This is a genomic window from Streptomyces sp. NPDC101152 (assembly GCF_044768275.1).
GTDB lineage: Bacteria > Actinomycetota > Actinomycetes > Streptomycetales > Streptomycetaceae > Streptomyces.
In genome coordinates this window covers 44,805-57,944 of sequence record NZ_JBIWPO010000050.1, presented here as the reverse complement: position 1 = coordinate 57,944, position 13,140 = coordinate 44,805, and the positions used below count along the sequence as shown (strand labels likewise).

The 13,140-nt window shown below is 68.8% G+C and carries 13 protein-coding genes and 1 pseudogene; 11 read left to right on the top strand and 3 right to left on the bottom strand.

The genetic code is table 11. The annotated features are described in order from the left end of the window. Positions 1-358 precede the first annotated feature (358 nt). The 4 genes from ACIRVK_RS37640 to ACIRVK_RS37625 are packed head-to-tail and all read left to right on the top strand — an operon-like array spanning position 359 to position 3,792. Positions 359-799, top strand: a complete 441-nt coding sequence (locus ACIRVK_RS37640) for a MarR family winged helix-turn-helix transcriptional regulator (RefSeq protein WP_404255298.1) — start codon at positions 359-361, stop codon at positions 797-799. A 27-nt stretch (positions 800-826) separates the two neighbouring features. Beyond that, positions 827-2,632, top strand: a complete 1,806-nt coding sequence (locus ACIRVK_RS37635) for an MFS transporter (RefSeq protein WP_404255296.1) — start codon at positions 827-829, stop codon at positions 2,630-2,632. A 24-nt stretch (positions 2,633-2,656) separates the two neighbouring features. Continuing rightward, positions 2,657-3,223: an isochorismatase family cysteine hydrolase gene (locus tag ACIRVK_RS37630; RefSeq protein ID WP_404255294.1), complete on the top strand. Its 567-nt coding sequence runs from the start codon at positions 2,657-2,659 to the stop codon at positions 3,221-3,223. Further along, a complete protein-coding gene (locus ACIRVK_RS37625) occupies positions 3,220-3,792 on the top strand; it encodes a YbhB/YbcL family Raf kinase inhibitor-like protein (protein ID WP_404255292.1) in 573 nt (190 codons plus the stop codon). Before ACIRVK_RS37630 ends, ACIRVK_RS37625 begins: the two co-directional genes overlap by 4 nt. Positions 3,793-3,861: 69 nt before the next feature. Here ACIRVK_RS37625 and ACIRVK_RS37620 read toward each other — a convergent pair whose 3' ends face one another. Then, complete coding sequence (locus ACIRVK_RS37620) at positions 3,862-4,014, bottom strand: hypothetical protein (protein WP_404255302.1); 153 nt, start codon at positions 4,012-4,014, stop codon at positions 3,862-3,864. 268 nt (positions 4,015-4,282) lie between these two features. Between ACIRVK_RS37620 and ACIRVK_RS37615 the strand changes: the two genes are divergently transcribed. The 5 genes and pseudogenes from ACIRVK_RS37615 to ACIRVK_RS37595 form a co-directional block, all read left to right on the top strand. Then, positions 4,283-4,606, top strand: coding sequence for a hypothetical protein (locus ACIRVK_RS37615; RefSeq protein WP_404255290.1), 324 nt, complete (start codon positions 4,283-4,285; stop codon positions 4,604-4,606). Continuing rightward, positions 4,603-4,848, top strand: a complete 246-nt coding sequence (locus ACIRVK_RS37610) for a hypothetical protein (RefSeq protein WP_404255288.1) — start codon at positions 4,603-4,605, stop codon at positions 4,846-4,848. The genes ACIRVK_RS37615 and ACIRVK_RS37610 overlap by 4 nt, the downstream gene beginning before the upstream one ends. Before the next feature lie 796 nt (positions 4,849-5,644). Further along, positions 5,645-6,139 (top strand): hypothetical protein, encoded by a 495-nt coding sequence (locus ACIRVK_RS37605; protein WP_404255286.1) that lies wholly within the window; start codon positions 5,645-5,647, stop codon positions 6,137-6,139. Beyond that, positions 6,139-6,465: a hypothetical protein gene (locus ACIRVK_RS37600; protein ID WP_404255284.1), complete on the top strand. Its 327-nt coding sequence runs from the start codon at positions 6,139-6,141 to the stop codon at positions 6,463-6,465. Before ACIRVK_RS37605 ends, ACIRVK_RS37600 begins: the two co-directional genes overlap by 1 nt. Before the next feature lie 9 nt (positions 6,466-6,474). Next, positions 6,475-6,599: pseudogene (locus tag ACIRVK_RS37595) on the top strand (ATP-binding protein); the annotation flags it as partial. A 70-nt stretch (positions 6,600-6,669) separates the two neighbouring features. Here ACIRVK_RS37595 and ACIRVK_RS37590 read toward each other — a convergent pair. Continuing rightward, a complete protein-coding gene (locus tag ACIRVK_RS37590) occupies positions 6,670-8,691 on the bottom strand; it encodes an FAD-dependent oxidoreductase (protein WP_404255282.1) in 2,022 nt (673 codons plus the stop codon). A 253-nt stretch (positions 8,692-8,944) separates the two neighbouring features. Here ACIRVK_RS37590 and ACIRVK_RS37585 point away from each other — a divergent pair, with 253 nt between their 5' ends. Further along, complete coding sequence (locus tag ACIRVK_RS37585; RefSeq protein WP_404255280.1) at positions 8,945-11,539, top strand: alpha/beta hydrolase fold domain-containing protein; 2,595 nt, start codon at positions 8,945-8,947, stop codon at positions 11,537-11,539. 126 nt (positions 11,540-11,665) lie between these two features. After that, complete coding sequence (locus ACIRVK_RS37580; RefSeq protein ID WP_404255278.1) at positions 11,666-12,475, top strand: SDR family NAD(P)-dependent oxidoreductase; 810 nt, start codon at positions 11,666-11,668, stop codon at positions 12,473-12,475. On the opposite strand, the gene ACIRVK_RS37575 is transcribed toward ACIRVK_RS37580, so the two are convergent. Further along, positions 12,394-13,101 carry an IclR family transcriptional regulator C-terminal domain-containing protein gene (locus ACIRVK_RS37575; RefSeq protein WP_404255300.1) on the bottom strand — a complete coding sequence of 236 codons (708 nt, stop codon included), beginning with the start codon at positions 13,099-13,101 and terminating at the stop codon, positions 12,394-12,396. The two genes, ACIRVK_RS37580 and ACIRVK_RS37575, sit on opposite strands and share 82 nt — an antisense overlap. Positions 13,102-13,140 lie beyond the last annotated feature (39 nt).

Sequence of the window (13,140 nt, the reverse complement as noted above, 5' to 3'; positions counted from 1 at the left end):
GTCGGACACGGGCACAGGCTGCCCCGACTGGGCACTCTCGACAGGCTCCACGGTCTCCAACTCCACGGCGGTATCAGTCACTTGGCGTCTCTCCACGATCGTCGGATCCGCCGTTAGATTTACACTCCCACCTTTGAGTGAGAACGAGTTCCGCGAACCGAACCGGCGGTTCACGGCCGCCGGGCCGCAGGTTTCGATCTTGCTCGGGCAAAGGAGCGTTTGTGTGAGCCGCTCGACGTCGGGGTCGGCGCGGCTCACGTTTGGCGACGGGCGAGTCCGCAGTGGCCGGCCCGCTTCTCCCGGGGCGGTGAAGCGAGGAGCTAGATGCTAAGGCTGCTTGATAAGGTAGGCTTAGTATATGAACGATGACCTGGACCCCGACGAAGTCGCCTCGGTCCTGCTGGCGGGTGTCAGCGCGCTGGTACGACGGGTGCGCCAGGTGCCCGTCGACGGCGGACTCACCATGCCCGAGCGGACCGCGCTGTCGCACCTGGATCGCTCGGGCCCCACTACCTCCTCGGCGTTGGCCCGCCAGGTGCAGATCACAGCGCAGGCCATGGGGGCGACACTCAGTGCGCTGCGGGCCCGTGGTCTGGTCGAACGCCGCCCGGATCCGAACGACGGCAGGCGCATGGTGCTGTCCGTGACCGACGCCGGTCTGCAGGCGCTGAGGGACAAGCGCAGCGCGCGGGCCGAACTCATCGCCCGGTCCCTGACCAGCGGCGCGTTCACCCCTGCTGAGCTGGAACAACTCGCATCGGCCGGGCCGCTGCTGGAGCGGCTGGCCCAGCACATCTGACCCCGACGGAAGCAGGGAAGCGCACCGATGACTGCTTCTCCCAAGACGTACGCCCCGCGCCGCCCGGACGGTGACCGGTACAAATGGACGGCGCTGGCGAATACGACCGCTGCGGTCTTCATGTCCGCGCTGGACGGCTCGATCGTGCTGATTGCCCTGCCGGCGATCTTCCGCGGTGTGCACCTGGACCCGCTGGCTCCGGCCAACATCTCCTATCTGCTGTGGATGATCATGGGCTACCGGTTGGTCCAGGCCGCCCTGGTGGTCACGGTGGGGCGCCTGGGAGACATGTACGGTCGGGTCCGGATCTACAACTCCGGGTTCGTGGTCTTCACCTTCGCCTCGATCCTGCTGTCCCTCGACCCCTTCGACGGCGGCCACGCGGCGATGTGGCTGATTGGCTGGCGGGTGGTGCAGGCCGTCGGCGGGTCGATGCTGGCTGCGAACTCGGCCGCGATCCTGACTGATGCCTTTCCCAAGGAGCAGCGCGGCTTCGCCCTGGGCATTAACCAGGTCGCCGGGCTGGCCGGGATGTTTCTCGGCCTGGTCGCGGGGGGTCTGCTGTCGGCCTGGGACTGGCGGGCGGTGTTCTGGGTGAATGTGCCCGTCGGCCTGTTCTTCACGCTGTGGGCCTACCGCACCCTGCGAGAGACGGGGAAGAGCGGCGGCGGCCGGATCGACTGGTGGGGCAACATCACCTTCGCGGTGGGACTCAGCGCGGTCCTCATTGCGGTCACCTTCGGCCTGCAGCCCTACGACGAGCACACCATGGGCTGGACCAACCCGCTGGTCGACATCCTGATCTTCGGCGGACTGATCCTGCTGGCAGCATTCGTCGTCATCGAGAAGCGCGTCTCCGCACCGATGATCCAATTGGGTCTCTTCCGCCGGCGGGCCTTCACTTTCGGCAACCTGGCAGGCCTGGGCATCTCGATCGGCCGAGGCGGGATGCAGTTCATTCTGGTCATCTGGCTGCAGGGCATATGGCTTCCGCTCCATGGCTACGACTACGGCGATACACCCCTGTGGGCCGGCATTTTCATCCTGCCGCTGACCGCCGGTTTCCTCGCCGCAGGTCCGGTGTCCGGCTACCTGTCCGACCGGCTCGGCTCCCGCGGCCTGGCCACCGGCGGCGCGCTGCTGTTCGGCGCGAGCTTCCTGGGGCTGATGCTGTTGCCGATCAACTTCAGCTACTGGATCTTCGCCGTGCTGATCGCACTCAACGGGATAGCGAGCGGTATGTTCGCCTCCCCCAATTCCTCCTCGATCATGGGCAGCGTTCCCGCAGAGCTGCGCGGTGTCGCCTCCGGCATGCGCTCCACCTTCCAGAACTCCGGTACCGCCGTCTCCATCGGCGTCTTCTTCTCCCTCATGATCGCGGGGCTGAGCAGTAGCCTTCCGCACACCCTGACCGTCGGCCTGCAAGAGCAGGGCATACCGGCCCACGTCGCCGCCCAGGTCGGCAGGCTGCCTCCGGTCTCGTCCCTGTTCGCTGCCCAACTGGGAGTCAACCCGATCCAGCACCTGCTCCAGCCCAGCGGCGCCCTGACCCACGTGACGGCGGCCCAGCAACAGGTCCTGACCGGACGTGAATTCTTACCGCACCTGCTCTCCGGGCCTTTCCACTCCGGCCTGGTCATCGTGTTCGCCTTCGGGGCCGCCCTCGCCTTCCTCGCCGCGCTCGCCTCCCTGCTGCGCGGCACCAGTCCCACCGCCAAGCCCCTGGCACCAGGAACGGCCGCCACCGGCGACACCCTTGCCGCTGCGAGCGACGACGGGACAGAAACGTCGCATGAGGAGAAGGGCCACGTGCGCCCCGATCGCGGCAACTAGCCGATATCCACAGGAGAAACACCCATGGCACTGACAACCATCGATCCCACGCCCGCGCTCGTCGTGATCGACCTGCAAAAGGGCATCGTCGCGGCCCACACCGACAGCCAGGTAGCTGCCGCCGTCAAGCAGGCGACGCACCTGACGACCGAGTTCCGTCGGCACGGCCTGGCCGTGGTCCTGGTCAACGTCACCGGACGCGCTCCGGGCCGCACCGAAACCCAGCGGTCCGGGAGCAGCGCCGCGCTGCCATCCGGCTGGGCCGACCTCATCGACGAACTCGACGTCCGGCCGACCGACCACCTGATCACCAAATGGCGGCGCAGCGCATTCCACGGCACCGGGCTCGACACCCTCCTGCGGGACTTGGGCGTCACCCAGATCGTGATCGCCGGAATCGCGACCAGTTCAGGCGTGGAGTCGACCGCGCGCTCGGCCTCCGACTACGGCTACCACGTCGTCCTGGCCACCGACGCCATGAGCGACCCTGACTCCGATGCCCACCGCCACAGCACGGAACGCGTCTTCCCAAGACTCGGCGAGACCGCCACCGCCACTGAAATCATCGACATGATCGAGGCAACGCGATGACTCTGCTGGGCCGCATGCTGAACAACCGCAGAGCAGGCGAGACCCACGCGGCGTGGAATCTGCCCAATCTTCAAAGTGCCGAGTCGCTGACCCCCACCAGTCGGCACTTCGGCGACGGAGAATCCATTCCGCTGGAGCACTGCCTGAAGAACATCGGCGGCGACAACTTGTCCCCCCACCTGGCCTGGACCCCGCCGCCGACCGGCACCGCCCAACTCCTCCTGGTCATGGAGGACATCGACGTCCCCATGGCCAAGCCCGCTGTGCACTGCGTCGCCCTGATCGACCCGGCAGCCCGAGACCTGGAGCCCGGTGCCCTCGACGCACGGCAGCCGGCCGCCGGAGTGCAGTTGTTGCGCTCCAGCATCGGTCGCGGATACCACGGTCCCGGCCCCATCAAAGGCCACGGGCCGCACCACTACATCTTCCAGCTGTTCGCCCTCGCCGCCCGCGTGGAAAGCACCCCCGACACAGCGCAACCTAACCGGGCACGACCCCGCGCCCTCCTGCCCGCCATCACCGCACCCGTCCTCGCCCGCGGCCGACTGACCGGCACCTTCGAACGTTGACCCCGGCCCCGGGCCCGCACACATGCAGCGTGCCCGGGGCTGGAGATCCAAGCCCCAGGCGATCTCGGCTCATGCCTCACGGCTGCCCTCATCGTCCTCGTCCAGATGGACGGTCGCCGGGTCACGCAGTGGGCGCAGGCCCTCGCGCGGCGGGCGGGCGGCGAAGCTGTAGCGGCCCAGGCAGTTGAGGTTGGCGTGCTTCAGCGGGGAGACCCGGGCCACGTCCTCGTCCAGGACGTCATGCTCCCGTTCCTCGGCCGGCCGTCGGGACCGGCCGTTCGTACCGCGAATCCCGACGCTCCAGCACCTGGGTCGGACGCATGTGTTCGACCGGTGCGACGAGAGGACCCCGAGATCCTCGAACCGCCCACGCTCCTCGTTCGAGAGTGCCCCGGGCCTGACGGTCACCTTCTCCGCGGGGCGGACCCACTTCTGAGCAGTACGGGAGTGATCCGGCCAGGCAACCACGCCGCCAGCATCTCAAGGATGAGTGAATCAAACGACAAAAGAGCAGCAGGTCGCCTACCAGCTGGTCCGGGCAGGTGTTGGTGACCTGCTGCTCATCGATGACGGCACCAATCTGACGGCCGAGGACATCGCGGGCACCGCCCCGCACATGGAGGGCCTGGCCCTCGTGGTCGTGGACCGCCTGCAGGCAGCCCACAGCGCCCGCCTTCCGCTGTCCGGGGACCGTCTCCCGGACGCCTCCCAGGTACTGGCCACTCTTGCGCGCACGCTGCACGTGCCGGTGCTCGCCATCGGCGACAGTGACGTCCCGCGCTCCTGGGCCTGTTGGACGCCGACGTCACATTGACGCTCGCACCTTGCGAAGACTTCGCCCGGGTCCACGTGACGGTCGCCGAGCGCGACTTCGGCACGATCGGCTCGGCGTACCTGCAGCCCGACCTGCTCCACGCCCGCTTCCTCGATGCCGGAGGCGCCCCCCTCGCTAGCGCTCCCAGTCCGGCGGGCCCGGGCATCTCCCCAGGCGCTGGCGGAACGGCGGCGCTGGAACTGGCCGAGGCCGCCCTTCCCTACACCTCCGGCGGCCGGTAGGGGATCCCCGCCGCTCTCACCCGCGAGCTCGCGGCGTGGCGGACCGCGGTCGCCGCCGGTGACCAGCAGGCCCTGAAGGAGATCCTGCCGTCCCTGCTCCAGGCCGTCGCGGCCGTCTCGCAGTGGCCGCACACGCACGAGGGACACCGCCTCACCGCCGCACTGCGCCCGTACGGCACCCCGTCGTCCGTCGGCAGGGACGTGGGGCAGCCCGTTGCCGCCGGCGCCCCCGCCCAGGCCCCCGTCCACGTCCCCGCTGGGGACAGCGGACCGGCACAGGACGATCCGGACGAGGAGCAGGTCGAGCTGGCGCCGGGGGATGAGGAGGACGAGCCCCCCGGCCACGTCTTCCCCGCCCTGAAGATCCTCAAGGACGCGGTCGGCCGCTCGAAGATGCACCTGGTCCCCGTCATCCGCAAAGAGCAGCGCGACAGCGGCCCGTGGCCACTGATCACAGAACACATGGACGGCGAGCCGCGCTGGGTCCACCCCGGCGTCACCCTCACCCGCGTCCCCCACATCAACACGCACGGAAAACGCGTCCGCCGCGACCAGCGCGACGTCCCCGCCTCCTTCGGCGAGGGCGTGCTGTGCCTGATCGACCGCAACGGCTCCTTCCCCTCCGTCTGTTCCGCCGTTCCCCTCGCCCCGAACGTGCTCAAGCACACCGGCCCGCTTAAGGCGTTCGACAAGACCCAGGCCAGCATCTACCTCATCGACATCCCCGCCTGGACCCGCACCGACATGCCACACCCGCTGGGGCGGATCATCGACCGGCCCGACGAGCAGGGTACGCGTGTGGGTCACCACCCCCCACATCAAGCAACTCGAGAAACTCGCCCGCGAAAACCACCTCGACACAGCGCCGATCATCCACGACTCCTGGACCGGCAAGGCCAACGAGTCGCTGTTCAAGCCGTTCTACGAGGCCACCAAGAAGGCACGCACCGAACTCGTCCAGGCCGGCGGTGACCCCTACAAGGCCTACAAGACCCGCCTGTCCATCGCCCTGCACCTGCTGTGGCCCAAACGCGAGGAGCAGAAGTCCCCGTTCTGGCGCCCGGACTGGCGCATGAGCATGGTCGCCGAAGCCTCCGTACGCCACTGGTCGGTCGCTTTCAGGGCCGTCCAGGAAGGCCACCGGCTCGTCGGACTGTTCAACGTCGACGCCGCCGCCTTCTGGACACCCGACGGCACCCCGCCCGCCAGCTACCGGATCGGGACCGGGTTCGGCGAGGTGAAGGCCAAGTTCATCCAGCCGGGCCAGATCATCCCCAAGGGTGACGACTGATGGCCGGCCCCACCGGACACGGCAACTCCCTGGGCGCCGCCCTCAACGACCTTCTGCGCTCCCAGGTCACCCCCCGCCACCGGCTCTCCTCCTACAACGCCCAGCACTGGCACGCCCAGCTCTCCCAGCTGACCGGCACCCGCCGCGGCTACCAGGCTCTGGAAGACGCCGGCCTCGGCGTCACCGCCCAGACCTTGATCAACTGGCTCTCCGACCCCGAAGGTCGCATGGCGCCTTGCAGCACCGGGTCCTGTGACCGCCGCCAACACGCCATCCGCGTCTTGCTCCAGTGCCAGCACGGCCGGACCGGCACGGACAACGGCTGATTCCGAGGTACCTTCGACGAAGGCGGCCGTGGGCTCTTCATGGTCGCCCAGCTCATCGCCGCTGGGGCACCCGCTATTCCATGACCGGCAAGACGATCTGGGCGGAACAGCAGCTTGACGAACTGATCCCATGACGCGGTCGTCGAGGTGCGAAGTCGCCGAAGGTACATCGCGGACCTGCCGGAGTACCGAGACGGCTTGGCGTCAGAGCGCCGCCCCCAGTTCCGTGCCCTGGCGGATCGCCCGCTTGGCGTCGAGTTCTGCGGCGAGGTCCGCGCCACCGATGAGGTGGGCCGACAGCCCGGCCTCGCGCAGTTCCTCGTAGAGGCTTCGGTTGGGTTCCTGGCCCGTGCACAGGACGACCGTATCGACCGGGATCACTCGCTCCTCGCCGTCGACCGTGACGTGCAGACCCTCATCGTCGATACGCCGGTACGTCACTCCCGCGACCATGGTGACCCCGCGATGCTTCAGCTCGGCCCGGTGGATCCACCCCGTGGTCGCGCCCAGATTCGCGCCGACCTTGCTGGTCTTGCGCTGGAGGAGGTGAACGGTTCGCGGCACCGTGGGCCGCTCAGGGCGGCACAGTCCGCCACGCGTGCGGTATTCGGTGTCGACGCCCCAGTGCCGGAAGTAGACGTCCGGACGGCGGTTGGCCTCGTCGCCCGGGTCGGTCAGGTAGAGCGCGGTGTCGAACCCGATACCGCCCGCCCCGAGGACCGCCACCCGCTCGCCCACCGGCACCCGGTCGCGCAGCACGTCCAGGTAGCTGACGACATTCGGGCGATCCCGGCCAGGGATGTCGGGAATGCGGGGGGTGACGCCTGTCGCGACGACGACCTCGTCATAGGCGCCCTCTGCCAGCACCTCAGCGGTGATCTTCGTGCCGAGGCGGACGTCCACTCCGTGCTGGTCGAGCTGGACGCGGAAGTAGCGGAGAGTCTCGTTGAACTCTTCCTTGCCCGGGACCTGCCGGGCGATGTTGAGCTGGCCGCCGATCTTGTCGTCGGCGTCGAACAACGTGACGTCGTGGCCGCGTTGGGCGGCCGTCACCGACACCGCCAGCCCGGCCGGACCTGCCCCGACCACGGCCAGGCGCTTGCGGCGGCGCGTCGGAGACAGCACCAGCTCCGTCTCGTAGCCGGCACGCGGGTTGACCAGACAGGAGATCGTCTTCTCGCTGAAGCCGTGGTCCAGGCACGCCTGGTTGCAGCCGATGCACGTGTTGATCGTGTCCGGGCGTCCGGCGCGTGCCTTGGCGACGAAGTCCGGGTCGGCGAGGAACGGACGGGCCATCGAGACCATGTCCGCTCTGCCTTCCGCCAGCAGTTCTTCCGCGACCTCCGGGGTGTTGATGCGGTTGCTGGTCACCAGGGGGACGGAAACGACTCCCTTCAGCCGCTGAGTGATCCATGAGAACGCGCCGCGCGGCACTGAGGTCGCGATGGTGGGGACGCGTGCCTCGTGCCAGCCGATCCCTGTGTTGATGATCGTGGCGCCGGCCGCCTCCACCGCCTTGGCGAGCGTGACCACCTCGTCCAGGGTGCTGCCGTCCGGGACGAGGTCGAGCATGGACAGGCGGTAGATGAGGATGAAGTCGGGGCCGACCCGTTCGCGCACGCGACGGACGATCTCCAGAGGGAACCGGACTCGGTTCTCGTAGGTGCCACCCCAGCGGTCGGTGCGGTGGTTGGTGGCCGGGGCGATGAACTCGTTGATCAGGTAGCCCTCGGACCCCATGATTTCGACGCCGTCGTAGCCGGCTGTCCTGGCGAGCGCGGCCGCACGGACGAACGCCTCGATGGTCTCCTCGATCTCGTCATCGGTCAGCACATGCGGCACGTATCTGCTGATCGGCGCCTGGAGTGCGCTGGGGGCGACCAGATCGGGGTGGTAGGCGTACCGGCCGGTGTGCAGGATCTGCATCGCGATCCGGCCCCCCTCGCGATGCACCGCCTCGGTGACGAGCGCGTGCTGCTCGGCCTCCGCCTGGGTGGTGAGCTTGGCGCTGCTGGGGAAGGCCCGACCTCGCTCATCCGGGGCGATTCCGCCCGTGACGATGAGCCCGACGCCGCCGCGGGCCCGCTCGGCGTAGAAGGCGGCCATCCGCTCGAAGCCTCCCTCGGCCTCTTCCAGGCTCAGGTGCATCGAGCCCATCAGGACACGGTTCGGCAGGGTCGTGAACCCCAGATCGAGGGGGCTCAGCAGGTGAGGGTAGGGGGACATCGGCGGGGCTCCTGCTCCTGAGTCGTGCTGCGGCATGCGAGCAGTTTCATGACCCCGGAACGTTTATGCAATCAGTTGCAAAAGATCGCCGAAGTCTCACCAATCAGGCTGTTCACCCCGTTCACCAGCGGTTTCGCATCGGAACCGGGTAGCCGCAGCCGACCCTCCCGGCAGAAGACAGGTAGGGGATCAGGTATGCCATCAGGTATCCCTACCCGTAGCCCTCGCAACGTGCGGAACCCAGAGTCGGTACATGGACGAAACACATGTCGACGCAGTCATCGTGGGTGCCGGATTCTCCGGCCTCTACGCCACCCACCGCCTCCGCAACCAGCAGGGCCTGTCGGTTCAGTCCTTCGAGGCGGCCTCGGGACCCGGCGGCGTCTGGCACTGGAACCGGTACCCCGGCGCGCGCTGCGACTTCGAGAGCATCTTCTACTCCTTCTCCTTCGACGAGGACCTGCAGCGGGAGTGGCGCTGGAAAGAGCGGTACGCCGCGCAGCCGGAGATCCTGGCCTACCTGGAGCATGTGGCCGACCGATTCGACCTGCGCCGCAGCTACCGGTTCAGCACGCGCGTCACGTCTGCGGTCTGGGACGACGCCGCTCAGCGCTGGGTTGTCGGCACGGACGACGGCGGCGTCACCATCGCGCGGTTCTTCATCAACGCGGCCGGCGCCTTCTCGGTGAACAAGCCGAACGACTTCCCGGGCCAGGAGACGTTCCGAGGCACAGTCGTCCACACCAGCCGGTGGCCCGCCGACGGCGTCGATCTGGCCGGCAAGCGTGTCGCCGTGATCGGCACCGGATCGACCGGTATCCAGGTCATTCAGACGATCGCCCCGCAGGTCGCCGAACTGACCGTGTTCCAGCGGACCGCGAACTTCGCCTGTCCCCTCGGGAACCGTCCGCTCACCGATGAGGAGTTCGAGCAGACCGTCGCCGATTACCCGAGGCTGCGGGAGGAGTCGCGCAACAGCCTGGCCGGCGCCGCGTACCCGCGCGCCACGCGCTCCGCGCTGGCGGACAGCCCCGAGGAACGCCGCAAGACGTACGACACGTTCTACAACGGCGGCGGCTTCCGGATGCTCGCGTCCACCTACTTCGACCTGATCTTCAATCCGGCCGCCAACGAGACGGCGGCGGACTACATCCGGGACCGGATCCGGGAGCGGGTCAAGGACCCGAAGACTGCGGAACTGCTGACTCCGAAGGGGCACCCGTACGGTGCCAAGCGCGCCACGTTCGAGATGAAGTACTTCGAGACGTTCAACCTGCCACACGTACGTCTCGTCGACGCCCGGACGACCCCGATCGAGCGGATCACTGAGAAGGGCATCGCCACCACGGCAGAGGAGTACGAGTTCGACGTGATCGTGCTCGCCACGGGCTTCGACGTGGGCGCCGGCGCCCTGATGCGGATGGGTGTGGTGGGCCGCGGCGGCCGGAAACTGACCGACCACTGGGCGGACGGGCAGCGCGCGTACATCGGAATGGCCAACCACGGCTTCCCGAACCTGTTCCACGTCAACGGTCCGCAGAGCGCGGCGGCCCTCTTCAACAACCCGATCGCCATCGAGGACAGTGTCGATTTCATCGCGGACCTCATCGCCTATACGGACGCGCACGGTCACCGGACGGCCGAGGTGACGGCTGCGGCCGAGGACCGGTACAACGAGGTGGTCGCGGAGGTCGCCGAGGTGACGCTGTTCCCCAAGGCGGTCACCTGGTACATGGGCGACAACATTCCGGGCAAGCCGCGGAGGCCGCTCTCGCTGTTCACTGGTGCGCCGATGTACCGCGCCATCTGCGCGGAGGTCCAGGCCACCGAGTACGCCGGTTTCTCGCTGGACGGAGACGCGCGAGACCTGCCGAACTCGATCAAGATCGACGGTGCGGCGGTCTTCCTCCTCGCCGGTCTGATGAACATGGGCGCCAAGCCACTCGAGGAGTCCTCCCTGGAGGAAATCCGAGCAGGCATCGAGACCTTCAAGCACCTGCAGCTGCCGGTTCCCTCGGATGTCGGCATCACCGACGCCCAGTACCCGACCGACGGTGGTGAGCGAACGGTGCGCCTGTACCGTCCGCCGGTCGAGGGCCCGCTGCCCGTGGTCGTCTTCCTCCACGGCGGCGGCTGGGTCGCCGGCAGCCTGGACCTGTACGACGAGCCCTGCGCGTCCCTGGCCCGGCGCCTCGGCGCTCTGGTCGTGTCCCCGGACTACCGGCTCGCCCCCGAGCACCCGTTCCCGGCGGCGATCGACGACACGATGGCGGCTCTGCGCTGGGCGGCGGAGAACATCGCCGGGTACGGCGGCGACCCGGAGCGGATCGCGGTGGGTGGCGAGAGCGCCGGTGCGAACCTCGCCGCGGTGGCCGCGCTCCGCACCCGGGACGAGGGCGGACCGCGCCTTGCCGCCCAGGTCCTCGTCACTCCGCCGACCGATTTCACCGCCGACACCGAGTCCCGCAAGACTTTCGCGCGCGGCCCGATCATCTCCACCGAGCTGGGCGGGCGCATGGCGGCCTGGTATCTCGGCGACCCTGCCCACGTGACGTCGTCCTGGGCCGCCCCGGCACACGCGCAGGACCTGTCGCACCTGCCGCCCGCACTGGTGGTCACCATGGAGATCGATCCGCTGCGTGACGAGGGCGAGGACTACGCGCGAGCGCTGACGGAAGCCGGTGTGCCGACCGTCTGCAAGCGCCTCGACGGTCTGATCCACACCACTTTCGTGCTCTCCGGCTCGATCCCTCGCGCCGCCGAGATCCAGGACGCCATCAGCGACTTCCTTGCGCCGCTGCTGTCGGCCGAGGCCGGGACGGCGAAGGCCGCGGCCACCCTCGTCTGAGCAGGCCCGGCGAGTTCACGGCCGGGCCTGTGCCTCGCGCGGCATCGATGGCTTGATGCCCACGGGGCACCGCTTCTGACGCTCGCTCATCGCATGCCAGGGATACCTGCCACAGTCCGGGGCGCGATGGCGGGCCACCACAGCACGATCACCATTACGCAGACCGGAGAGGAAATCAGCATGACCGGAATTCTGGAGGGCAAGCGTGCGCTGCTGACCGGCGCGCACCGGGGCATCGGCCGGGCGGTCGCCGAAGCGTTTGTCGCCGCCGGCGCCCGCGTCGTGATCGCCGACATCGAGGGGGCCGACAAGGCAGCTCTGGAGATCGGCCACGACACCGTCGGCGTCACCTGCGACGTCCGCTCCGGCGACAGCGTGGCCGCGGCCGTCGCCGAGGCCACGGGTGCCCTGGGCGGACTCGACGTGTTGGTCAACAACGCCGGTGTCGAGTGCTTCGGCCCCCTCCACGAACTGACCGAGGACGACTTCGATCGGATGTACTCAGTCAACCTGCGGGGTACATGGCTGGTCTACAAGCATGCGGTTCCAGCGCTGACGGACGGCGGCGGCGCGGTTGTTAACATCGCCTCGCTGGCCGGCGTCGTCGGGTTCCCCCTGCTCGGCGCCTACGCGGCGGGCAAGGCTGGTGTCGTGCGCATGACCGAGGTGATGGCGCTTGAGCTGCGGGACCTTGGCGTGCGCGCCAACGCGATCTGTCCCGGCTTCATCGACACCCCCATGATCGAGCGCGCCTTCACAGAGTTCGAGGCGGCCACCGGAACGCCGCTGAAGGATCCGATCACCCGGGGGCAGGGACGGCTCGGCACGCCGGGGGAAGTGGCTTCGCTGGCCACCTACCTGGCCTCGGAGGGTGCCTCGTTCGTCAGCGGCACCGCCACCGTGATCGACGGGGGAATGAACGTGCGGCGATTCTGAGAGGGCGGATCTGCCCATTTCACCGTCTTTTGTTCTATTTCAGGTGCCACTCGTACAGGCCGCTGGTCGGCCTGCGCGCAACGGCCGGCCCCTGGCCTGGGGCCCGACTGCCACTCACCGCCGGCGCGCCCACTCGGTGGGGCAACCGTGCTCACCGGCGGCGTCAGGCGCCGAGGCTCGTGGCGCCCTTGTGGGTGGCGGCCATTACCCATCGGACCGGGGCGGCCCACGTCCCTGGTGAACCCGACGTTTACGTCACGAGAGAGACGGCGGCGCAGGCCCCTGCCCGACCGGTTCAGCGCGCGTGCAGCCACTGCGGCGCCGCCGACGACCGCCTCACCCAGGTTGGTCGCGTACCAGGTGCGGCGCACCTGGGCCGGCGCCCGCTCGAGGTCCGAGGCGGTGAAGATGGCGGTGTCCGTGCGGGGCGGGAATTCGGCGGCCCTGCGGGCCGCCGCCAGGGCAGGGTCGAAGGCCGCGATCGCTTTGCCGGCGCTGGAGCAGTGCGTCGGCCGGAGCCGCTTCGCCTGGCGGGTGGCCGGCTTCTCTTCCGCGAGGCCGCGGTTGCACAGCATGGTCAGCAGTCGGTGAGCCGTGCTCCTGGCCACGCCGAGCCGGCGGGCGATGTCGGACCGCCGACTCTCGGGTTGAGGCCGAGGACAAGA